Source organism: Ruegeria sp. AM9 (genome assembly GCF_056540565.1).
The window spans coordinates 221,277-243,228 of the sequence record NZ_JBQFWY010000002.1 but is presented as its reverse complement, the minus strand read 5'-3'; the positions used below and the strand labels follow the sequence as shown (position 1 = coordinate 243,228).

The 21,952-nt window shown below is 59.4% G+C and carries 19 protein-coding genes; 12 read left to right on the top strand and 7 right to left on the bottom strand.

Annotation, left to right across the window (positions count from 1 at the left end):
- Window positions 1–45 precede the first annotated feature (45 nt).
- On the top strand, window positions 46–873 hold the full coding sequence (locus tag ACR0DO_RS06035) for a hypothetical protein (protein WP_480557179.1): 828 nt from the start codon (window positions 46–48) through the stop codon (window positions 871–873).
- A 33-nt stretch (window positions 874–906) separates the two neighbouring features.
- Here ACR0DO_RS06035 and ACR0DO_RS06030 read toward each other — a convergent pair whose 3' ends face one another.
- Both ACR0DO_RS06030 and ACR0DO_RS06025 read right to left on the bottom strand, forming a co-directional pair.
- Entirely contained in the window at window positions 907–1,665 is a 759-nt protein-coding gene (locus ACR0DO_RS06030) for a DsbA family protein (protein WP_170443432.1), read from the bottom strand.
- Window positions 1,662–3,044 carry a M48 family metalloprotease gene (locus ACR0DO_RS06025; RefSeq protein ID WP_480557178.1) on the bottom strand — a complete coding sequence of 461 codons (1,383 nt, stop codon included), beginning with the start codon at window positions 3,042–3,044 and terminating at the stop codon, window positions 1,662–1,664. Before ACR0DO_RS06025 ends, ACR0DO_RS06030 begins: the two co-directional genes overlap by 4 nt.
- Between ACR0DO_RS06025 and ACR0DO_RS06020 the strand changes: the two genes are divergently transcribed.
- From ACR0DO_RS06020 to ACR0DO_RS05990, 7 genes are all read left to right on the top strand, one after another.
- Window positions 3,043–4,206, top strand: a complete 1,164-nt coding sequence (locus tag ACR0DO_RS06020) for a pyridoxal phosphate-dependent aminotransferase (protein WP_480557177.1) — start codon at window positions 3,043–3,045, stop codon at window positions 4,204–4,206. The genes ACR0DO_RS06025 and ACR0DO_RS06020 overlap by 2 nt on opposite strands.
- Window positions 4,207–4,272: 66 nt before the next feature.
- Window positions 4,273–5,493, top strand: a complete 1,221-nt coding sequence (locus ACR0DO_RS06015; RefSeq protein ID WP_480557176.1) for an N-acetylmuramoyl-L-alanine amidase — start codon at window positions 4,273–4,275, stop codon at window positions 5,491–5,493.
- A gap of 95 nt (window positions 5,494–5,588) precedes the next feature.
- Complete coding sequence (locus ACR0DO_RS06010; protein WP_480557175.1) at window positions 5,589–8,075, top strand: penicillin-binding protein 1A; 2,487 nt, start codon at window positions 5,589–5,591, stop codon at window positions 8,073–8,075.
- A gap of 90 nt (window positions 8,076–8,165) precedes the next feature.
- A complete protein-coding gene (prfB, locus tag ACR0DO_RS06005) occupies window positions 8,166–9,293 on the top strand; it encodes a peptide chain release factor 2 (protein WP_170443442.1) in 1,128 nt (375 codons plus the stop codon).
- 24 nt (window positions 9,294–9,317) lie between these two features.
- A complete protein-coding gene (locus ACR0DO_RS06000; protein ID WP_480557174.1) occupies window positions 9,318–10,001 on the top strand; it encodes a M50 family metallopeptidase in 684 nt (227 codons plus the stop codon).
- A gap of 96 nt (window positions 10,002–10,097) precedes the next feature.
- Window positions 10,098–11,492, top strand: a complete 1,395-nt coding sequence (locus tag ACR0DO_RS05995; protein ID WP_480557173.1) for an amidase — start codon at window positions 10,098–10,100, stop codon at window positions 11,490–11,492.
- A gap of 30 nt (window positions 11,493–11,522) precedes the next feature.
- Complete coding sequence (locus ACR0DO_RS05990) at window positions 11,523–12,305, top strand: DUF2189 domain-containing protein (protein WP_480557172.1); 783 nt, start codon at window positions 11,523–11,525, stop codon at window positions 12,303–12,305.
- A gap of 1 nt (window position 12,306) precedes the next feature.
- Here the strand turns inward: ACR0DO_RS05990 and ACR0DO_RS05985 are convergent, their stop codons facing one another.
- The 3 genes from ACR0DO_RS05985 to ACR0DO_RS05975 form a co-directional block, all read right to left on the bottom strand.
- Window positions 12,307–13,059, bottom strand: a complete 753-nt coding sequence (locus tag ACR0DO_RS05985) for a helix-turn-helix domain-containing protein (RefSeq protein ID WP_480442742.1) — start codon at window positions 13,057–13,059, stop codon at window positions 12,307–12,309.
- Window positions 13,060–13,341: 282 nt separating this feature from the next.
- Window positions 13,342–13,902, bottom strand: a complete 561-nt coding sequence (gene ilvN / locus ACR0DO_RS05980) for an acetolactate synthase small subunit (protein ID WP_170443449.1) — start codon at window positions 13,900–13,902, stop codon at window positions 13,342–13,344.
- A 59-nt stretch (window positions 13,903–13,961) separates the two neighbouring features.
- On the bottom strand, window positions 13,962–15,713 hold the full coding sequence (locus ACR0DO_RS05975) for an acetolactate synthase 3 large subunit (RefSeq protein WP_480557171.1): 1,752 nt from the start codon (window positions 15,711–15,713) through the stop codon (window positions 13,962–13,964).
- 423 nt (window positions 15,714–16,136) lie between these two features.
- Here ACR0DO_RS05975 and ACR0DO_RS05970 point away from each other — a divergent pair, with 423 nt between their 5' ends.
- Both ACR0DO_RS05970 and ACR0DO_RS05965 read left to right on the top strand, forming a co-directional pair.
- Entirely contained in the window at window positions 16,137–16,982 is an 846-nt protein-coding gene (locus tag ACR0DO_RS05970; protein ID WP_480557170.1) for a HalD/BesD family halogenase, read from the top strand.
- A 3-nt stretch (window positions 16,983–16,985) separates the two neighbouring features.
- Window positions 16,986–17,411 (top strand): bleomycin resistance protein, encoded by a 426-nt coding sequence (locus ACR0DO_RS05965; RefSeq protein ID WP_480557169.1) that lies wholly within the window; start codon window positions 16,986–16,988, stop codon window positions 17,409–17,411.
- A gap of 81 nt (window positions 17,412–17,492) precedes the next feature.
- On the opposite strand, the gene ACR0DO_RS05960 is transcribed toward ACR0DO_RS05965, so the two are convergent.
- Together ACR0DO_RS05960 and ACR0DO_RS05955 are read right to left on the bottom strand one after the other, a co-directional pair.
- Window positions 17,493–18,131, bottom strand: coding sequence for a response regulator transcription factor (locus tag ACR0DO_RS05960; protein ID WP_480557168.1), 639 nt, complete (start codon window positions 18,129–18,131; stop codon window positions 17,493–17,495).
- Window positions 18,128–19,561: a cache domain-containing protein gene (locus ACR0DO_RS05955; protein ID WP_480557167.1), complete on the bottom strand. Its 1,434-nt coding sequence runs from the start codon at window positions 19,559–19,561 to the stop codon at window positions 18,128–18,130. The genes ACR0DO_RS05960 and ACR0DO_RS05955 overlap by 4 nt, the downstream gene beginning before the upstream one ends.
- A 248-nt stretch (window positions 19,562–19,809) precedes the next feature.
- On the opposite strand from ACR0DO_RS05955, the gene ACR0DO_RS05950 reads away from it, so the two are divergent.
- Together ACR0DO_RS05950 and ACR0DO_RS05945 are read left to right on the top strand one after the other, a co-directional pair.
- Entirely contained in the window at window positions 19,810–20,892 is a 1,083-nt protein-coding gene (locus tag ACR0DO_RS05950; RefSeq protein ID WP_480557166.1) for a TRAP transporter substrate-binding protein, read from the top strand.
- Window positions 20,893–21,014: 122 nt separating this feature from the next.
- Window positions 21,015–21,941, top strand: a complete 927-nt coding sequence (locus tag ACR0DO_RS05945) for a TRAP transporter small permease subunit (protein WP_480557165.1) — start codon at window positions 21,015–21,017, stop codon at window positions 21,939–21,941.
- Window positions 21,942–21,952: the final 11 nt, after the last annotated feature.

Genomic DNA, 21,952 nt, shown 5'->3' with positions numbered 1-21,952 from the left:
CTCAATTGCGGATCAAGAACACGCTATAGTTGATTGGAGTGTTCTATGATTTCATTGAGACGCCGCTTATTCCGGGAAAGACGCAGGCTGGTCGCTATTGCATTGATGATGTTCGTCGCGGGGCTTGTCGCCGGTATCAACCAAGACCGTGTTGTGTTTGGAATACCCTTTCAGTTGGCTTGCGCAGTAGCATTCCTATTGCTCTTGACGCCTGTGCTGATGGCCATCGCGCTGTTGTTCCCGAAAGTTCGTACGGCAACGGAGTCCGTGGCATTTTCGTTGCCGGTAATTTGCATATTCCTGGTTATCGAGAAATCGGACAGCAGCTTCACCGAATTCTTTTTTTTGGTCGTCGCCATTATGATCTGTCAGTTGACGTTTGCTGTTTACGGTGGCGGTTGGGTGGATCGGTTCTTTCCGGCTCGCAGCAGGACATTTTACAGCAAAGTCAGAACTCGCCTCGCACCCGAAGAGCTTTGGCCATTCCTTGTCGTGACACCTGATGCAGTGGACATCTACGGAGATGAGAACACGGTGTCGATCGAATGGGTGGAGCCGGGCGCGAGTTTTCTGGAAGTCTCGCAGGTCGACGACCTGAGCCGCGTTGAAGAGTTGCAAACCATAGAACAGTTTGATCCTGGAGTGAAATTCGGAGTGCGCTTTAAGGCAATGAGCTCCAAAGAGGGCACGAACGGCTCAAGCGGAAGAATGACGCGGACGTTCGAAGAAACATCTACCGGCACCGACATGCAGACCACGCGCAGTTTTGACCGCATGTCGCCTATGGCCAGTTTTCGGTTTTGGTTGGATGATGGGTTTGCTCGGTTTGACGACAAGTACGTCGCCCGAGCCGAACAATTGTCCGGACTGTAGAAAGGCAAGGGGCGGTCAAACCGCCCCAATCCATCAGCTCTGATCTGCGCGCACACCGTCGGCGATCTGCTGCATCTGTGCGGCGGGAAGGAAACCGCGTAGCATTTCGGTACCCAGCACAAAGGACGGCGTGCCAGAGATTTTCATCCGTTGCGCCAGCGCGCGGGTCTGGGCGATTTCCTCAGTGACCTGATCGCTGTCCATCGCCGCGATGATTGAGTCACTGTCCAGCCCAAGCCCGTCCGAGATGCGGCGCAGGGTGACCTCGGTCGGTTCTCCGCTGAATTCCAGCAGCGCGTCGTGGACCTGTTTATAGGCATCGTCACCGGCGACGTGTTTCGTGGCAACGGCAAAGCGCGCGGACATGACCGAAGCGTCGCCCAGAATCGGCAGTTCTTTGATCACAAGACGGATATTGCCGTCTTCGGCCAGCAGGCTGGCCACTTCGGGCACGGCCCGGCGGCAGTAGCCACAGCGATAGTCCATGAACTCGACCAGAGTGATGTCCCCGTCGGGATTGCCGCCGACCCAGCTGTAGCCATCATTGAACAGCTCATCGGCGTTGGTCTGAACCAGTTCCTTGTCGGCGGCCGCTTCGGCAACGGCATTGCGCTGTTCCAGGACGTCGATCGCCTCGATGATCACCTCGGGGTTTTCCAGTAGATATTCGCGCACCTGTTTGCCGAACTCGGCCTTTTCGGCCTCGCTGAGGGCATTCAGGTCCAGTGCCTGTGCCGGGCCGGTGATCAGGGAAAGCCCCAGAAGGGCGGGTGCTGCATGTCTGAGGATCATTTCCGTTTCCTTTTTGATTTCGTAGCGCGTTCCGAGGCAATCAGCACATCCTGTGCCCGTTGCCAACCCGGTGACCCTTCGGGCAATTGCCTGACGGCGCGTTTTGCGTGGATGCCTGCATCGGCCAATCGGCCCTGCAAGGCATATCGTTCTGCGGTCACGGCCGAAGCCATGCCGTTGTTGCCGACCTTCGCATAAGCGACCCCGAGGTCTTGCATCAGGCGGGCGTTTCGGTAGTCTCGCTGCCTTGCTTTTTCAAGGGCTTGCAGGGCGTTCTTCGTCTGGCCTTGCGCCAACATGGCCCGTCCGTAACCGGCAAGGACCAAGGCGTTGTTCGGGGCCATGTCGACGGCCTGGCTATAGGCTGCAATCGCCTCTTGCACCTGCCGGTTTTCCAACAGGATCTGGCCTTTGAGCTCGTAATAATACGGATCGTCCGGACGTAGGGCCAATGCCGCGTCGATTGCCGCGCGGGCCCGCGCCAGATCGCGGTTTTGGTGATGGGCTGCGGCCTCGCGCATCAGGCGGATATCCTGCGCGCTTTCTTCCTTTGCGCGGCGCAGGGTCCAGCCCGGCGACCGCAGGAACGCCGACAATTTGCCTTTGACGCGGGCGAACCAGTAATCGGCATTCGGGTTCGGCTGCGCATTGTCCCCGAATTGTTCCATAAACGTCTCGGCAGCGCGCAGGCGTTCCCGGCTGGTGGGGTGCGAGCGCATATAAGGGTCCTGGTTGACCGTGCTCAGCAATTCCTGACCCGCGAATTTGCGATGCAGCGCCACCATGCCGCTGGGCGAGATACCGGCCCATCTGAGATAGCTGGCGGCGCTTTGGTCGGCCGAGGATTCCTCTGCCCGCGTATGCCCCAGAAAGCCGCGCAGCGCGGCGCTTTGGGTGCCCGCAGCAATGCCTGCGGCGGCCTCACCGCCGCCCGCTGCGGCTGCGATCAGGGCAAGGGCGGTGCCCAAGCCCGCATTTCGATTTGCGGCGCGCAGGTTTTCCACCCGCCGCGCCAGATGGCCATTGGCGATATGGGCGGCCTCGTGGGCGATGACGGCCTGCAGCATCTCGGGGCTCTCAACGGTCAGAATCAGCCCGTAATTCACGTAGATCGCGCCATAGTCGATCACGAAGGCGTTGAACGTGCTGTCGTTGACCACCAGTATCCGAACCCGGTTGGTGTTCAGCCCGGCTGCGCGCAGGACGGGAAAGGCCAGCTCACGCAGTCCGTATTCGATATCGGGGTCCCGGATCAGGCTTTGCGCGGTTGACGGCACAGCACTTGCCATCCATGTCGCTGCAACCAGCAACAGGGCCGGGATTGACGCCACCCTGGATAAGCGTTCAAAAGCCATGGCTGCAACATGGGAGATGGGCATGAGAAACTCAACCCGATCCGGGGTCGATCCCTTCATCGTGATGGACGTGATGGAGGCCGCGCGCAAGGCTGAAGAGGCCGGGCGCCACATCATCCATATGGAGGTCGGCCAGCCCGGAACCGGTGCGCCCAAAGGGGCAACCGCTGCATTGGCCAGGGCGATGGAGCAAGCTCCGCTGGGCTATACGGTCGCGTTGGGCCTGCCTGCGCTGCGGCAACGGATCGCACGGCTGTATGGTGAATGGTACAATGTCGATCTGAACCCCGACCGTGTGGTGATCACGCCGGGTTCGTCAGGCGGTTTTCTGCTGACCTTCACGGCGTTGTTCGACAGTGGGGATCGCGTTGGCATCGGCGCGCCGGGCTATCCGTCGTACCGACAGATTCTCAAGGCGCTGGGTCTGGTGCCGGTCGATCTGCCCACCGCGCCGGAAAACCGCCTGCAGCCGGTGCCGGGGGATTTTGCTGGGCTGAACCTGCAGGGGCTGATGGTGGCCTCGCCCGCCAACCCCACCGGCACCATGCTGAATCACGCCGCGATGGGGGCGTTGATCGAGGCCGCGCATGGGCAGGGCGCCTCGTTCATCAGCGATGAGATTTATCACGGTCTGGAATATGAGGCCAAAGCCGTCACCGCGCTGGAACTGACGGATGAGTGCTATGTGATCAACTCTTTCTCCAAGTATTTTTCAATGACCGGCTGGCGCGTGGGGTGGATGGTCGTGCCCGAGGATCAGGTGCGGGTGGTCGAGCGGATTGCCCAGAACATGTTCATCTGCGCGCCCCACGCCAGTCAGGTGGCCGCGCTGGCGGCGATGGATTGCGAAGAGGAATTGCAGGGGAACTTGGACGTCTACCGCCGCAACCGCGCGCTGATGCTGGACGGGCTTCCCAAGGCCGGGTTCACCAATATCGCACCGCCTGACGGGGCCTTTTACGTCTATGCGGATGTGTCCGACCTGACCGACGACAGCCGCGCCTTTGCAGCCGAAATTCTGGACAAGGCCGGAGTTGCCGTCACGCCGGGGCTGGATTTTGACCCGGCGCGTGGGCATCACACGCTGCGGTTTTCCTATGCGCGATCTTCGGCAGATATCGAAGAGGGCCTGCTACGGCTGCGTCGCTTCATGGCCGAGCGCGGTGCGATCACCGAACAGGCCTAGGGCGTTCACAAAACCGCTCGGGTCGGGTAGGCTGGCGGTCAAACGATCTCGGGAAAACTTGAGGCCATGAGCAGGATTTTCTACGTCATAGCGCTGATCTGGGCGCTGACCGGTGTTGCGTACGCGCATGATTTCAGTGCGCTTGCCCGCATCGTACCGGACCAAAGCCGCATCACCGATGACGGGCGTGCCGGTGTTCGGGTTGACCTTGGTCTCAGCCAGGGGGTGCCGTACCGGGTATTCACTCTGCGCGATCCCTACCGCATGGTGCTGGATTTTCAGGAAGTTGACTGGACCGGGCTGGATGCCGATACCTTCTTGCAAACCGACCGGATCAGCGGCGTGCAATTTGGAGCCTATGTTCCGGGCTGGTCGCGCATGGTGCTGGAGCTTGGCGCGCCGCTGGCCGTCGATACGTCGGAACTGAGGGTGGATGAAGTCACGGGGACGGCGCATTTGTCATTGAACCTGCGCGGCACCGATTTCGACAGTTTCACCGCCGGTGCAGGTGCGCCACGCCAGCCAGGCTGGGACTTGCCGGAACCCGCCGTGACACCGGCCAAGCCGGGCCGTGATGGTACGCGTCCCTTGCTGGTGATGCTGGACCCCGGACATGGCGGCATCGATCCCGGCGCCGAGGCTGGCGGTACGGATGAGAAAACCCTGATGCTGACCTTCGCGCGCGAGTTGCGGGAAACGCTTTTGCGGGCAGGGGGGTATCAGGTGGTGTTGACGCGCGTGGATGACCATTTCGTCAGCCTTGAACGCCGCATCGCTCTGGCGCATCGGGCGGGGGCGGATGTGTTCATCTCGCTGCACGCGGATATCCTGTCGGAAGGGCGGGCGCATGGGGCTGCGGTTTACACGCTGTCCGACGATGCCTCGGACGTGGCCAGCCATAAACTGGCCGAACGGCACGATAGGGGCGACTTGATCTCGGGCGTGGACCTCAGCGGTGCGGACGATCAGGTGGCCGACGTCCTGCTGGACATCGCCCGGCAGGAAACCCGACCCCGCACCGATGCGCTGGCGCGGGCTTTGGCCGACGGAATGACCCAGCAGGGCGGTCCGATGAACCGCCGACCAAACCGCACCGCGTCGTTTTCTGTGCTCAAGGCCGCGGACATTCCCTCGGTCCTGGTCGAGCTAGGATTTCTGTCCAGCCCCAGAGACCTAAAAAACATCCAAAATCCCGAATGGCGCAAGGGCATGGCGCTTGGCATTCTGAACGGGTTGGAGCAATGGCGTCAGGACGATCTGGTCAAGCGGTCCCTGATTGGCCAGTGACCCTGCGGCACAAACCGGCTATTATTGGCCATCGTGTTTTGACCCTGCGCCGCGTCATCCCTATATAGGCGGCAGCGCGAGTAAAAGGCAGCAACGTGATCCGTTTCATTCTTTCCGTTTTCGGGGCGATTTTCAGCCTCGTCACCTTGGGTATTTTCATGGCCGCGCTGGTGATTGGCGCGGTGTTCTGGATGTATGGCCGCGACCTGCCCAGCCATGAGTCGCTGGCCCAATACAAACCGCCGACGATCAGCCGGATTTACTCGGGCGAAGGCCAGCTGATCGACGAATTCGCGCAGGAACGCCGCCTGTTCACACCGTCCGAAGAGATTCCCGATCTGGTGAAACAGGCCTTTATCTCGGCCGAAGACAAGAATTTCTACAGCCATCAGGGCTATGACCCGCGTGGGATTGTCGCTGCTGCGATTGAGGCGGTGAAGTCCAAAGGTGAAACACTGAGGGGCGCTTCGACGATCTCACAACAGGTGATGAAGAATTTTCTACTTTCAGGTGACAAATCTGCGGAGCGGAAAATCAAAGAACTAATCCTATCCACTCGGGCCGAACGTGTGCTTTCCAAGGACCAGATTCTGGAACTTTACCTTAACGAGATTTTCCTTGGACAAAATTCATACGGCGTGACCGCTGCTGCGCAGACCTATTTCAACAAAACTTTGTCCGAACTTGCGCCACACGAAGCAGCATTTTTGGCGGCACTCCCAAAGAAACCTACGCATACACACCCAGTTCGCAATAAAGATTATGCGACGGATCGCAGAAACTACGTGCTGCGGGAAATGCAGCAGAACGGCTATATCGATCAGGCCACCTATGAGGCCGAGGTCGAATTGCCCCTGCGCTCAGTCCAGAACGGTGATTTCGAAAGTTTCCGCACCGCGCTGCCGCCACGTGACTACTTTACCGATGAAATCCGCCGCCAGCTGAGCGAGGATTTCGGTGAGGGTGAGTTCTTTACCGGCGGCTTCACCGTCCGCGCCTCGGTTGATGAGGAAATGCAGGTTGAGGCCGCCAAGGCGCTGCGTACGGCCTTGCAGAAATACGACCGGTCGCGCGGTAAATGGCGCGGCACGGGCGAGGTGATCCCCGAGGAAAAACTGGCCGACGAATCTCAGTGGCGCGACGCGCTGTCGATCATGGAGATTCCGCGCGATGTGGTGCTGCCGACGCAGTGGTACCCGGCGGTGGTTCTGAACGTGGCCGACCAGTCGCTGACCGTGGGGGTCGAGAATGGCCCGGCGGATGGTGTCATCCCGCGCTCGGACATCCAGTGGATGCAGGGCGATTTCGCGGCCAATTTCAAACGTGGCGACGTCATTCTGGTGATGGCCGGGGATGAGGGCCAATGGTCCGCCCGTCAGGTGCCCGAAGTGCAGGGCGGCTTTGTCGCGATGGACGTGAACTCGGGCCGTGTTCTGGCAATGCAGGGCGGGTTCTCGTATCAGGACTCGGTTTTCAACCGCGCCACGCAGGCGCAGCGCCAGCCGGGGTCGAGCTTTAAACCCTTCGTTTATGCCGCAGCTTTGGACAGCGGTTATAGCCCCGCGACCATCGTGGTGGACGCGCCGATCGAGGTGAACACGCCGCAGGGTCTGTGGCGGCCGAAGAACTCGTCGAACAAATTCTACGGCCCGACGCCGCTGCGTACCGGGATCGAGCAATCGCGGAATCTGATGACCATCCGTCTGGCCCAAGAGGTCACGATGCCGGTTGTGGCGGGCTATGCTGAACGCTTTGGTGTCTACGACCGGATGGGCGCGTTCCTTGCGAACTCGCTGGGGTCCGAGGAGACGACGCTGTATAAGATGGTCGCCGCCTACGCGATGTTCGCCAATGGTGGCGAACGGGTCGAACCAACTCTGGTTGACCGTATTCAGGACCGGTTCGGCAAGACGATCTATCGTCACGACGACCGCCAGTGTCTGGACTGTAACTCGGCTTGGTTGGAGCCGGATGAGTCACCAACCATCGAGACCAACCGAAGCCAGGTCATGGATGCAATCACGGCCTATCAGCTGACCTCGATGATGAAGGGCGTGGTGGACCGCGGCACGGCTTCAGCACATGTCAATCTGCCGGTTCCGACCGCAGGCAAGACCGGCACGACCAACGAATCCAAGGACGCCTGGTTCATCGGCTTTACTTCGAACATCGTGGCGGGTTGCTATATCGGCTATGACCGTCCGCGCCCGATGGGGCGGGGGGCCTATGGCGGCACAATGTGCGGTCCGGTATTCCAAAGCTTTATGGAAACAGCTGTCGAGAAATACGGTGGCGGTCCGTTTGAAGTGCCCGAGGGTGGCCATTTCATCAAGATCGACCGCTTCAGCGGCGCGCGCTTGCCTGCGGATGCGACCGGTGACTATGTCGTTGCCGAGTATTTCCGCGATGGTGTCGATGGCTTTATCGACCGTGTCTATGACGGTGGCTTTGCCATGGGATCAGACCTGCCGCTGTTCGAGGAAGCCAGCTCGGGCCGTCAGGTCACCACATCGACGGGCAACACCGTCACGGTTGGCCCCAATGCAAGTCAGGGCGATCTGTCAACCGGCGGCCTTTACTGACAACAGAAACGTTTCGGGTCACCGCTGTCTTGTGGTGGCCTGAACCTCTTGCTATCACGCACACCTGATTGAGAAAGTTGGGACAAGACCATGCGCGCCGAAACCCAGAATACCGTGGCGGAAATCGAAAAGTCGCTGGAGCTGCTGGCGCAGCGTATGGACTATGAAACCGCGCCTCATCGCCTTGAGGAATTCAACGCCCGCGTCGAGGATCCCAACCTGTGGGACAACCCCGAGAACGCGCAGAAACTGATGCGAGAGCGTCAGATGTTGGTCGATGCTATCGAGACCTATGAATCCATCAAGACCGATCTGAACGACAATATCGAGCTGATCGAACTGGGTGAGATGGAAGAGGACGAAGAGGTCGTCACTGATGCAGAAGACGCCATCAAAAAGCTGAAAGCCAAAGCCGCCAAGAAAGAGCTTGAGGCGCTGCTGGATGGCGAGGCGGACGGTAATGACACCTTCCTCGAGATCAACTCGGGCGCTGGTGGGACGGAAAGCTGCGACTGGGCTTCGATGCTGGCGCGGATGTATGTGCGTTGGGCTGAGAAAAAGGGCTATACGGTCGAGCTGCAGTCTGAGACCGCAGGGGAAGAGGCGGGGATCAAATCCGCCGCCTACAAGATTTCTGGTCATAACGCCTATGGCTGGCTGAAATCCGAAAGCGGCGTGCACCGGCTGGTGCGAATCTCGCCCTATGACTCGGCGGCCAAGCGGCATACCTCATTCAGCTCGGTCTGGGTCTATCCGGTCGTCGACGACAATATCGAGATCGAAGTGAATCCCTCGGAAATCCGCATTGATACCTACCGGTCTTCGGGTGCGGGCGGACAGCACGTGAACACCACAGACTCGGCTGTGCGGATCACGCATATCCCGACCGGAATCGTGGTGACCTCGTCCGAGAAGTCGCAGCACCAGAACCGCGACATTGCGATGAAAGCCCTGAAGTCCCGCCTGTACCAGCAGGAGCTGGACCGCCGGAACGCGGATATCAACGCGGCGCATGAAGCCAAGGGCGATGCGGGCTGGGGCAACCAGATCCGGTCTTACGTGTTGCAGCCCTATCAGATGGTCAAGGATTTGCGCACCAACCATGAAACCTCGGACACCAAAGGGGTGCTGGATGGTGATCTGGACGGGTTCATGGCGGCAACGCTGGCGTTGAACGTGGCGGGCAAAAGCCGGTCCGAGGCGCAGGGCGAAGGTTAACCGCAAACCTACGGGAAACTCGTGATGAATATGATCAAAGGCCACTGGCAACTGATCGTGATTGTCACGCTGGTGTTTGCGCTCTGGCATACTCCGGTCGTGCTTCCGCTGAAAATTCTTGTCGTTTTTCTGCACGAGCTTTCACACGCGATCGTGGTTGTTGTAACCGGCGGGTCGGTGGAAAGCTTCTCTATCTCTCCGCGACAGGGCGGGCTTGTGACCGCCCGAGGAGGCAATCGCTTTCTAAGCCTGTCGGCGGGCTACCTCGGATCATTGGCGCTTGGCATGGGGCTCTTGTTCCTTGCCCTGCGCACGCATTGGGACCGGGCCGTGCTGGGCGGCTTTGGCGCGGTCATGCTGTTGGTGACCCTACTTTACGTCCGCGAACCATTTGCGATGGTATTCTGTGGTGCTGTCGGTGCCGGGATGCTTGCCATGGCGTGGTATCTGAGCCGGCCGATTTGCGATCTGTTTCTGCGGATCATTGGGCTGACCAGCATGATCTATGTTCCCTATGATATTTTCGACGACACGATCCGCCGCGCGGGCATACGTTCGGATGCGTATATGTTGGCCAAGGAATTTGGCGGCACCACCATGCTGTGGGGCGGTGTTTGGCTTATCCTCAGCTTCTTGTCGATCTTTCTGTGCCTGAAGTATTTTCTTGGGCGTGACAGCAACCTGAGATTTGGTCAATCATCCAGTTGATCGCCGGTGAACATTGTCAAAAGATGTATTCAATCTGTGGGTTTAAATAGAGAATTGCCCCGGCTAGGCTGACCCCCAAGGAGGGACGAGCCAGGGATGGATTTGAGCCAGACGACTGCTATCGACTTGTTGAACGCGATCGCTGTGGGGCGGTTGTCGGCGGTTGAGGTGATGCAAGCGACATTGGACCGGATTGCCACTGTCAACGGGTCGGCAAATGCCATCGTTGCCTTGCGTGACCCGGATGATTTGCTGGCCGAGGCACGGGCATTGGATGCCGGGCCGAGCCGGGGGCCGCTGCACGGGTTGCCGATTGCGGTCAAGGATCTGGTCAATGTTGCCGGGATCGTGTCCTCTCAGGGCTCGCCGATTTTTAAGGATCATGTACCGCAGAGGGACGATCTGATTGCCGCGCGGATGCGGGCGGCGGGGGCGGTCCTGATCGGCAAGACCAATGTGCCGGAATTCGGGTTGGGTTCTCATACCTTCAACCCGGTCTATGGTGCGACACGCAACCCCTACGACGCGACGCGGACCTGCGGCGGGTCGTCGGGCGGCGCGGCCGTGGCGCTGGCGACCGGTATGGTGGCGCTGGCGGATGGGTCCGACATGATGGGCAGCCTGCGCAACCCGGCCGCTTGGAACAATGTCTACGGGTTCCGGCCCAGCTGGGGGCGGGTGCCGTCCGAGCCTGCAGGCGACGGGTATCTGCATCAGCTCTCGACGCTTGGCCCGATGGCGCGCACCCCCGAGGATCTGGGGCTGTTGCTGGATGTGATCTCGGGACCGGATCCGCGGCAGCCCTATGGGGACGCCAGCCCGTCAGCGTCGCCGGTTCAGGCCTGCGATATGCGGGGCCTGCGGATTGGTTGGCTGGATGACTGGGGCACGGCCTATCCGTTTCAGCACGGAATTCGCGAATTATGTCGCAGCGCGCTGGACGTGTTTTCGCAACTCGGGGCCAAGATCACCCCCGTTGCTCCCCCCTTTGCAGCTGAGCGGATTTGGAACAGTTGGGCCACGCTGCGCGCGTGGGGCGTGGCCGCCAGTCTTGCACCGTTGACCGAACGGCGGGCGGCGTTGAAGGATACCGCACAGTGGGAATTGGATCGGGGACAGGCCCTGACTGCGATGCAGGTGCATGAGGCCAGCGTAACGCGATCAGAATGGTTCCGGTGCGCGGCTGAACTGTTTCAGGACTATGACGCACTGATATTGCCCTCGGCACAGGTTTGGCCGTTCCAGATTGAAACGCCGTACCCGACGGATATCGCCGGGACTGAGATGGATACCTATCACCGATGGATGGAGGTCATGGTGCCGGTCAGCCTGATCGGCCTGCCATGCCTGTCAGTGCCTGTCGGGTTCGGGACCGAGGGGCTGCCGATGGGGATGCAGGTCTTTGGCCCGCGGGGATCGGACGCCCGTATCTTGTCAATCGGTGCGGCCTATCACGCCGCGACCAGATGGCCACAAAAACGACCGGCCTGATTTCAGGGCCGGCAAGGGAGGAGAGACATAATGGACAAACCTTTCGGCGTTCCCGACATGGGGCCGGTGAACACAGAGATGCTGCGCGAAGCGCTGCACAGGGCCTGGGTCGATTTCCGGCGTGCGCCGGTCTTTGGTTTGATGTTCGCCGCTTTCTATGTGCTGGCCGGATGGGCGATCGCCTGGGTAACGGTGCGAACCGGAACCTCGTATTGGCTGGTGCTGGCGGCAATCGGGTTCCCCCTGCTGGGGCCGTTCGCTGCGGTCGGGATGTATGAGGTGTCACACCGGTTGGAGCAGGGCGAGCCTCTGGATTTCAGCGCGATCTTTGGCGTTGTCATACAGCAGGGTCGGCGTCAGTTGCCCTCGATCTGCGCGATCATTGTGGTGATGTTCCTGTTCTGGTTCTTTCTGGGGCACATGATCTTTGCCCTGTTTATGGGCCTGTCGACGATGACCAATGTCTCGACGTCGCTGGAAGTGTATTTCACGGCAAACGGGCTGACGATGCTGGCCGTGGGAACTGCCGTGGGCGCGGCGTTTGCGACAATCCTGTATATGATCACCGTGCTTTCAATCCCGATGTTGCTGGACCGCGAGCTGGATTTCGTGACCGCCATGATCGCCAGCTTCAGCTATGTGCGGGATCATTTGGGAGTGATGCTGGTCTGGGGTGCGTGCATTGCCGCCCTGACCTTTGTGGCGATGATCCCTTGGTTTCTGGGCTTGCTGATCGTGTTGCCTCTGTTGGGGCACGCAAGCTGGCATCTCTATCGGTTGATCACGCAGGCATCGGCACAAGGGGCGGGATAGCTCAGCCGACAGCTTGCCGTGCCGGCTGTTCCGAGCGGCGCGCGGTGCGCGCCGCCGCCAGTATCGCCGAGGGGTTTTCGCCGAGATGGCGCAGCAGGATCCGACGCATAGTTGTTGCGCTGGCATTGGTTTTTGACAGGCAGATTGCAACCCCGCGCCAGCGGTCCGCGTTTTCGTCCGATCCGCGCGTTACCAGATAAATCCGGCTGTTCTGCGATTCCCGGCTGGACATCAGAATATAGATCTGCCGACCGGCGCAGGCGGCGATCCCCTGAACCTCGCGGTCGTTCGGGGCCGCTTCCGGCATTCCGGGGCGGGGCTCATACCCGCGCACCAGCGTGCATTGCGGAAGGCGGCGCGCGTGAAACAACCTGTGCCGCGAAGGCTGCGTTTCATCCAACTCGGTTTCGGTGGCATAGTAAAACCCGGCCGGAAACAGGTTCTCGGTCAGAGTTGCGGGACCCGAGCCCAGAAAATCGGTCAGGGCCGAGGCCGCAGGATGCGACGGTGCGCGGTCGATCTCATCCAGGGGTCGCAGCAGAATACGGGCATCGACTTCGAAAAAACGGCAGATACGATCCAACACATCCGGGCGGGGAAAGCTCTCGCCGCCGAGGTAACGGTTGAATTGCGTGCGGTTGATGCCCAGTTGCCGGCACAGTTCGGATACTGACGTGTATTGCCGCGCAAGAAGCCTGAGATTGGCACCGAACATTCGGCGCAGTTCGTCCGGGTTACGGATGTAATCGGTCATAGGCGTCTTCGGTTCCCGCGACTTGTTTCGATATACGCAACATGATCGACCAAGAGGTCGACTCAACGTAGAAATCGTACAGATGACACGAACGGGCGCATCCCAACACCGCGTCTTAATCCGAGGCTAACGTTCAATGCCACAAACGCAATAGGCTTTATCCTGTTTTGCGTGATCTTTTTGGGCTGTATTGCACTGGGGACGGTGAAGACGGCCAAATTCGGCGGACAAACCGGGGTTCCCCCACCCGCGCCAGACACGCCGACGGGGTGGGGGCAGTACTTACTCGCCGCGCAGCAGGGCCGCGACGCCGGTGCGGGCCACTTCGACCAGGCCCAGCGGGCGCATCAGATCGGCAAAAGCGTCGATCTTGTCCGGTGCGCCGGTGATTTCAAAGATGAAAGAGTTCAGCGTGCTGTCGACCACATTGGCGCGGAAGATATCAGCCAGGCGCAGCGCCTCGACCCGTTTATCGCCCGCGCCGACAACCTTGATGATGGCCAGCTCGCGTTCAACGGCGGGGCCTTCGACGGTCAGGTCGTGGACCTCGTGCACCGGGACAATTCGGCCCAGCTGAGCCTTGATCTGTTCGATCACCTGCGGGGTGCCGGTGGTGACGATGGTTATGCGGCTGAGGTGGCCAGTATGGTCCACCTCGGCCACGGTCAGGCTTTCGATGTTATAGCCACGGCCCGAGAACAACCCGATCACACGGGCCAGTACACCGGGTTCGTTTTCGACCAGAACCGCGATTGTGTGACGTTCCTGTACGTCCGAAAAGGTGGGCCGTAGGTTATAGGCCGAATGGCGGCTGGCGCCTTTTTTGATATGTAGGGCAGACATTTACGTCCCTTTCATCATCCTCGTGATGTCGGGCGCGTGGGGCGCCCAACGGTATTTCGTCAAACCAGAACCGATCCTTTGGAATCGATTACGCCCTGCGTTTCCGCCTCACCCAGCAGCATTTCGTTATGTGCCTTGCCCGATGGGATCATGGGGAAGCAGTTTTCATGCTTTTCAACGAGGCAGTCAAAGATCACCGGACCGTCATAGTTGATCATCTCCATGATCGCGTCATCCAGATCGGCAGGGTCCGAGCACAGGATACCCTTGGCGCCAAACGCCTCGGCGAGTTTGACGAAATCGGGCAGGGCTTCGGACCAGGAATGCGAGTAGCGCTCGCCATGCAGCAATTCCTGCCACTGGCGCACCATGCCCAGACGTTCGTTGTTCAGGATGAACTGCTTCACCGGCAGGCGATACTGAACCGCAGTACCCATTTCCTGCATGTTCATCAGCCACGAGGCCTCACCGGCCACGTTGATCACCAGTGCATCGGGATGGGCCATCTGCACGCCAACAGAGGCCGGGAAGCCATAGCCCATCGTACCCAGCCCGCCCGAGGTCATCCAGCGGTTGGGGTCTTCGAACCCGAGGTATTGTGCCGCCCACATCTGGTGCTGGCCAACCTCGGTGGTGATGTAGCGATCATGCTTTTTCGTCAGCTCTTCAAGACGTTGCAGCGCGTATTGCGGTTTGATGGTCTTCTCGCTGTTGGTGTAGGCCAGACAGTTGACCTTGCGCCAGTCGCTGATCTGCGCCTGCCACTTGGCGACCGCCGCCGCATCGGTCTTGCGCCCGCGCGCCTTCCAGACCTTGAGGATATCCTCAAGCACATGACCCACGTCGCCGACAATCGGAATGTCAACACGGATCACCTTGTTGATCGACGAGGGATCGATGTCGATATGCGCCTTTTTCGAATTCGGCGAGAATGCATCGATCCGCCCGGTGATCCGGTCGTCGAACCGTGCGCCGACATTGATCATCAGGTCGCAGTCATGCATCGCCAGATTGGCTTCGTACAGCCCGTGCATCCCCAACATGCCCAGCCAGTTTTCACCGGATGCCGGGTAGGCACCCAGACCCATCAGGGTCGAGGTGATCGGGAAACCGGTCGCATCCACCAGCTCGCGCAGCAGCTGGCTGGCCGCTGGGCCCGAGTTGATGACGCCGCCTCCGGTGTAGAAGACCGGCTTTTTTGCTGTCTCCATGGCCGCGACCAATTCGGTGATCTCTTCCAGATCGCCTTTCAGAACCGGCTGATAGTGCGAGGTCGAGGGTTTGGGGGACGTGTATTCGCCCGAGGCGAATTGAACGTCCTTGGGAATGTCGATCAGCACAGGACCGGGGCGGCCCGAGATGGCTACATGAAACGCCTCGTGAATGGTCTCGGCCAGCGAATCCGTGTCTTTTACCAGCCAGTTATGCTTGGTGCAGGGGCGGGTGATGCCCACGGTGTCGGCTTCTTGAAATGCATCCGAGCCAATCATGAAGGTCGGAACCTGTCCGGTCAGAACCACGATCGGGATCGAATCCAGCAACGCATCCGTCAGGCCGGTCACCGCATTGGTGGCGCCGGGGCCCGAGGTCACCAGCGCAACGCCGGGTTTACCCGTCGAGCGGGCATAACCTTCGGCGGCGTGGATCGCGCCCTGTTCATGCCGCACCAGAATGTGACGGATGTCGTTTTGCAGAAAGATCTCATCATAGATGGGTAGCACGGCGCCACCGGGGTATCCGAATACCGTGTCCACGCCCTGATCCTTGAGGGCCTGAACCACCATCTTTGCGCCGGTCATCTCACGTGTCATCTGCTTTGCTCCGTTCGCGACATGTGTCTTGCGTATTGCCAAAAAAAAGCCCCCGAGATTTTCGGAGGCGCATGGGTTCGAATATGGTTTACCGTTACCGGCCCATGCGCGTGGTTCCTACGATTACGACTAGCGTTTTCATCGCCAGAGGCTCCTTTTTTGCGTGCAGGGACATTATGAGCGGTGCGACGGGGCGTCAACAGGCAATCGTACCAATTTTGTAACCCGAATGGCGGATTTTGCGACATTTTATTGCGCAGATTGCCGCAGGTGGGGAATTTCCGCCAATTTGACGTGACCGGAGGGGAGAGAATCTGAATTTGAACTGGTCAGTTTGCGTCAGGGCGGTGTCTTAAACTGACATGAGACCTTCCTTTGCCTGCGGCACCCTGATCCCAACGGTTGCGGTCACGGAGGCGGTTCATGTTGGCGGATTTGGTTGATCTTGGTCGGTATCCCATCGATTGTCCGGGCTCGCGCGCATACGACCAGATGATTGCGGATTTGCGGCGGGAACTGGACGAGGACGGGTGCGCGGTTTTGCCGGGATTTGCCCATGAGGCGGGGCTTGAGGTGCTGGTCAACGAGGCCGACGCTGTCGCACCCCGGGCGCACCGGTCTTTCAATCGCACCAACCCCTATTTCACCAAGGATGACCCGAGCTTTGGGATCGGCCACCCGATCCGCCGTTTTTACGACCGCTCGAACGCTTTTGTTCCGGCGGACAGCTTTCCGCCAACCGGCCCGTTGCGTCGTATCTATGAGTTCGAAGGCTTCATGCCGTTCATCCGCGACGCCCTGAACGAAAGCGAAGACCGGTTCTTTCGCTATGACGATCCGCTGGCCGATGTGATCATCAACGTGGTGGAAAAGGGGCAGGGCTTTCCCTGGCATTTCGACACCAACAACTACACGGTGACGCTGGCCATCCAGAACGGTGAGACCGGTGGCACCTTTGAATATGTCCCGAACCTGAGAACCGCCGAGGATGAGAACTTCAAGGAAGTGGCGTCCGTTCTGGATGGGAACATGTCGCGGGTGCGGGAACTGGAGTTGCAACCGGGTGACCTGCAGATATTCAAAGGGCGCTACGCGCTGCACAGGGTGGCCCCGGTAGAGGGTACGCGCAGCCGTTACGTCGGGATTTTCTCGTTTGTCGAGGCCGAGGGGATGTGCGGCAGTGTCGAACGCACACAGCAACTTTATGGGCGGGTGCTGCCGCGTCATCACGAACGGGAAGGGCTGAGAAAGGACCAGTTGCTGGACTGAGGTGTGTTAGGCTGTGGCTGTGTTATTCAGCGGCCGGAGGGACTGGTGCCTCAGACTTTGCAGCTTACGCCTTTTGTTTTGTGCTCTTCCCTGCAGAAGCAGATAGATTTCTATTGTGACCGGTTGGGGTTCTCCTGCGGGTTCCGGCAGGACAATTATGCTTTTCTGTCTTTGGGCTCCGTGGCCATCCGGTTATTGGAATGCCCACCCCGCAAGGACGGTCTGCCGCTGGGGGATGATCAGTCGTTTTACATCGATGTGGACGGGATCGACGCGTTGTTTGAGAGCCTGCATCCGGGTTTGGCGGACCTGCCCGAGGGGCGTGTACGTCCGCCCTTCGATCAGCCCTACCAGCAGCGCGAGTTCCATGTCATCGACGAGGACGGCACGTTGGTGTTTTTCGGTCAGGACATCCGTCCGAGAGGGTAGGCCCTCCCGCCCGTTGTCGATGCGCCTGCGGCGCATCTCCGCCGGTTGGGCCGGGCAGCGCGTGCCGCGCTGCGGGTGCGCTTAGAAACCGGGGCTGGTGCCTTGCAGCACCCCATGTTCAAGAGCGTAGCGGGTCAGGCCGGCGGTGGATGATATCCCCAGCTTGCGTTTGATGTTCTTGCGGTGGGTTTCCACCGTGCGCACCGAGATTTCCAGTGCCAGCGCGACCTCTTTGTTCGATTTGCCCTGTGCCAGTTCCAGCAGGATGGTTTGTTCGCGGCCCGTCAAAGCTTCGCGTGCGCTGTCTTTCTTGGGTTCCAGCGATCCGCTTGCCCCGGTGCACAGGTATTGCTCGCCGCGCATCACCACGTCGATGGCCTGCTTGATCTCATCCGTGGGGACGTCCTTCAGCACATATCCTTTGGCGCCATGGCTGAGTGCGGTCGAGATGTATTCCGGGCTGTCATGCATCGACAGGATCAGAATACGGGTGTCGGGCAGGCGCTCGAGGATCATTTCGGTTGCGCTGAGGCCACCCAGACCGGGCATGTTCAGATCCATGAGGATGACATCGGGGCACAGATCGGCGACCCGATCTACAGCCTCCTGACCGGTGCCGAGCGTGCCAACCACAGCGATGTCGGGATAGCTTTCCAGGATCGACTGAATCCCTTCGGCCACCATCGGGTGATCGTCTACAATGAGAACTCGGACTGTCATGTACCGGCCTTTCGGTTCGGAGATGAATCCTCCCGCGGCGGGAGCAGGTGGCTGAGCGGCAGGCTGGCCTCGATCACGGTGCCGCCACGCGGGCCGCGTGATGACAGAATGCGTAGGGAACCGTCAAGCTGTTCGATGCGTTCCTGCATGTTGCGCAGGCCGATCCCGGCGCTGGTCTGGTCCTGTCCGTTGGGCAGGCCCCGACCGTTATCGGTGATGCGCATCGTGGCGCCCTTTTTGTGACCGCGCAGGTCGATGTTAACACGGGTTGCGCCAGAGTGGCGTTCGATATTCGTCAGGGCCTCTTGCGCAATGCGATAGAGGGCGATCTTGCTGTCCTGATCCAGCCGGTTTCGGAACACCACCGTTGTGAACTCGGTCTCGATCCCGGTGCGTTCGCGGAAATCGTCGGTCAGCGTTTTCAGGGCAGGGCCGAGGCCCAGATCGTCCAGGACACCGGGGCGCAGGTCGCGGCTGATGCGGCGGACCTCGGTGATGGCGGTGCCGAGATGGTCGATGCCTTTATCCAAGGGAGCACGGGCACCATCGTCATCGCCGCGATCCAGCCGTCGTCGTGTATTGTCCAACGCGTAGCGCACACCGACGAGGATCTGGCTGATCCCGTCATGCAGTTCGCGCGCCACGCGGCCACGCTCTTCTTCCTGCGCATCGAATACGCGCTGGGTCAGTTCCTTGAGCTTGGCATCCGCCAGCCGCCGCTCGCGGACATTCAGCAACATGCCCGAGGCAAAAACGATCAGCACCGCGGCCAGAACGATGCCGCCGATATACATGAAGGTGCGCTGCACGCGGGCTTCGACCTCGGCGCGGGCGTTGGCGACAGTGGCGACGATATCGTCGATGAACACGCCGGTGCCAACGGCCCATCGCCAGTCCTGCAAACCAACGACATAGGCGATCATCTGCGCCTCTTCCCCGGTCGAGGGTTTCTGCCACATGAAACTGTGCCATCCGGCGCCTTGCCGGGCTAGGCTGATGAGTTCGTCCACAATCGGGGTGCCGTCGCTGTCCGTCAGGCCTTCCCAGTTGCGATTGATGAATTCGGTCTGGCGGGGGCTGACCAGATTGGTGCCGTCATAGTCATAGACAAAAAAGAACCCGTCTTTTCCGTAGATCATCGCCGACAGGATTTGCGTCACGAGGTTTTTTGCAACCGCGTCATCCGGGGAAGCGCGCCCGTAGATATAGGCAAACCCGTTTCGGGCCTGCGTGACATAGTTCTTCAGCTCTTCTTTCTTGGCCTCGATCAGGCGACGTTCCAACGCCTGTATCTCGCGCTCAGCCGTGGCGCGGGATTCATGGGTCACCAGCACCGCGATTGCTGCCACCGCCACAACCAGCGGAATGGCAGCAACCAACGACAGTTTCTGGCCGTAGGTCAGCGAAATCAGGTTCCGGTATCCCCTCATGGTCGAATCGATACGCAAGACTGCGGAAAATTGCAAAATCTTTGGGCAATCAGATGCAGATGCGGCCTGAGAGGTCGGGGGTCAAAGGGATTTTTCACGGAATTGACCTGTCTCGCTTTCAAAAACCCAACCCTCTACGTAGTTGTTGGTATTCACATTCAATATCCGCTGTTTAAGCTGACGCACACTGATAACGACTGCACCCGGACTCTGTCCGGGTTTTGAATATGTAGGGGAGGAACACTCATATGGATCGTCGTTCATTTCTAAAAACATCTGCTCTGGGCGGCTCGGCAGCTGCTGCCACCACGCTGGCAGCTCCGGCTTATGCGCAGGGCAAGCGCACACTGACCATGGTGACAACTTGGGGGCGGGGGCAAGCTGGCGTTTTCGATGCCGCACAACGTGTAGCGGATTCGGTAGCTGCGATGTCGGATGGCTCGCTGAGCGTGGACATCAAGGCAGGTGGTGAACTGGTCGGCCCGTTTGAAGTGTTTGACGCCGTTAGCGCGGGGCAGGCTGATATGTATCACTCAGCGGACTACTATTATGTTGGGCAGCATCCCGGCTATGCCTTCTTCACCGGTGTTCCGTTTGGTATGACCACTCAAGAATTCAATACATGGTATTACCAGCAAGGTGGACATGAGCTTCACGATGAACTTGGCGAAATTTTCGGATTGAAGTCTTTTGTTGCCGGCAATACTGGCGCACAGGCAGGCGGTTGGTTCTCAAAGGATATAAACGGTCCTGAGGATTTTAATGGCCTCAAGTTCCGTATGCCGGGACTAGGCGGCGAAGTTCTAGGTCGCTTGGGCGCGTCTGTGCAAAACATCCCGGGTTCGGAAGTGTACCAAGCTTTGTCCTCGGGTGCGATTGACGGGACGGAATGGATTGGTCCCTGGGCTGACGAAAAGCAAGGGTTTTTCGAGATCACGAAGAAGTATTATACCGGTGGTTTCCACGAACCTGGTGTTGGGCTGTCTTGCGCTGTAAACCGCGAAGTCTTCGATGGTCTCTCGGCTGCTCATCAGGCCATCATCAGTTGTGCAACGGCTGAAACCAATCAATGGAACTATGCGCAATTCTTGTCAAATAACGGTCCGGCGCTTGGCCGCTTGCGGTCCGCGGGAGTCGAGATCCTTGAGTTCCCTGATAGTGTTTGGGATGCCTTCGGGGCGGAAACGGTTGCTGTTATGGAAGAATATCGCAGTGATGAACTATTCGCCAAGATTCACGACAGTGTGAGGGATGCGATTAAAAACACCTCGGGGTGGCTGTCGATTTCCGAGGGTGCCTATACCACACAGCGCGACCGAGTTCTTGGCTAAGCATCAGCCTTAAGATCAAACGGTTTCCCCGCGTTGCGCGGGGAAACCTTTCCCGTTGCACATGCGCGGTTCGGACAAATCCGCGATAAACAGCAGTGCAACCGATACGACCTGGGGACAACATGCAGGACGATAACGGTATCTCGTTCTTCGGCGCCCTGTGGAACGGACTGGTGTGGTTCGTTCAGAACATTGCCGAAGCCTTCTATAATTTCGGATACGCCATCACGCATCCGCAGCTCTGGCTGAACTGGTCGGACAAAGAAGCGATCATGCGCTTTGTCTACTATGGCGGATCGGTCGAGTTCTTCTTTGTGGTGTTCACCCTGTTTCTGGTGCTGACGGCCATCGGCCTGTATTACCGCAGCTTCATGTGGGGGATGGTGCGGGTTCTTGAAGGGTTCGCCAACACGACCGGGCGCTTCTTTGCCTGGGCGGGACTGCTGATGGTGATCCAACAGATCGTTATCGTGTTCATGCAGCGGGTGTTCGCCCGGCCGGATATGTCATTTGGTCTGGGTATCCCGTTCAGTCAGGACATCAGCTGGTACGCGGAAGAGCTGAAGCTATATAACGCCATGGTCGTCTGCCTGTGCTGCACCTATACCTTCGTTCAGGGCGGTCATGTGCGGGTTGATCTGGTCTATGCCGGGATCAGCCACCGGGCCAAGCGCGTGGTCGATATGCTGGGATCGTTGTTGTTCATGATGCCCATCGCCGTGCTGACCTGGATGTATGGCTGGTACTTCATGTGGCGGCATCTGATCGTGCCGAAACCCTCGGCCAGTGACGCGCTGGATCGATTGATCGCGAAGTCCCGCGCGCTGCGTTGGAACGTGGAAACCATCGGGTTCAGCCCGAACGGGTTCAACGCCTATTTCCTGTTCAAAATCCTGCTGGTCTGCTTTGCAGCCATGGTGTTCCTGCACGCGATTGCCTTCCTGTACCGGTCGTATCTGGAATACGTGGAAGGACCCGACAGCGTTGGAAAATACCTCGACAAGGACAGCCTTGGCGAGGGCGAAGAAGCCTACGAAGGCGCACATTAAGGACGGAGACC

Coding starts and splice junctions, on each gene's coding strand:
- ACR0DO_RS06035 (WP_480557179.1), top strand. CDS start 46: ATGATTTCATTGAGACGCCGCTTATTCCGGGAAAGACGCAGGCTGGTC.
- ACR0DO_RS06030 (WP_170443432.1), bottom strand. CDS start 1,665: ATGATCCTCAGACATGCAGCACCCGCCCTTCTGGGGCTTTCCCTGATC.
- ACR0DO_RS06020 (WP_480557177.1), top strand. CDS start 3,043: ATGAGAAACTCAACCCGATCCGGGGTCGATCCCTTCATCGTGATGGAC.
- ACR0DO_RS06025 (WP_480557178.1), bottom strand. CDS start 3,044: ATGCCCATCTCCCATGTTGCAGCCATGGCTTTTGAACGCTTATCCAGG.
- ACR0DO_RS06015 (WP_480557176.1), top strand. CDS start 4,273: ATGAGCAGGATTTTCTACGTCATAGCGCTGATCTGGGCGCTGACCGGT.
- prfB (WP_170443442.1), top strand. CDS start 8,166: ATGCGCGCCGAAACCCAGAATACCGTGGCGGAAATCGAAAAGTCGCTG.
- ACR0DO_RS06000 (WP_480557174.1), top strand. CDS start 9,318: ATGAATATGATCAAAGGCCACTGGCAACTGATCGTGATTGTCACGCTG.
- ACR0DO_RS05995 (WP_480557173.1), top strand. CDS start 10,098: ATGGATTTGAGCCAGACGACTGCTATCGACTTGTTGAACGCGATCGCT.
- ACR0DO_RS05990 (WP_480557172.1), top strand. CDS start 11,523: ATGGACAAACCTTTCGGCGTTCCCGACATGGGGCCGGTGAACACAGAG.
- ACR0DO_RS05985 (WP_480442742.1), bottom strand. CDS start 13,059: ATGACCGATTACATCCGTAACCCGGACGAACTGCGCCGAATGTTCGGT.
- ilvN (WP_170443449.1), bottom strand. CDS start 13,902: ATGTCTGCCCTACATATCAAAAAAGGCGCCAGCCGCCATTCGGCCTAT.
- ACR0DO_RS05975 (WP_480557171.1), bottom strand. CDS start 15,713: ATGACACGTGAGATGACCGGCGCAAAGATGGTGGTTCAGGCCCTCAAG.
- ACR0DO_RS05970 (WP_480557170.1), top strand. CDS start 16,137: ATGTTGGCGGATTTGGTTGATCTTGGTCGGTATCCCATCGATTGTCCG.
- ACR0DO_RS05960 (WP_480557168.1), bottom strand. CDS start 18,131: ATGACAGTCCGAGTTCTCATTGTAGACGATCACCCGATGGTGGCCGAA.
- ACR0DO_RS05955 (WP_480557167.1), bottom strand. CDS start 19,561: ATGAGGGGATACCGGAACCTGATTTCGCTGACCTACGGCCAGAAACTG.
- ACR0DO_RS05950 (WP_480557166.1), top strand. CDS start 19,810: ATGGATCGTCGTTCATTTCTAAAAACATCTGCTCTGGGCGGCTCGGCA.
- ACR0DO_RS05945 (WP_480557165.1), top strand. CDS start 21,015: ATGCAGGACGATAACGGTATCTCGTTCTTCGGCGCCCTGTGGAACGGA.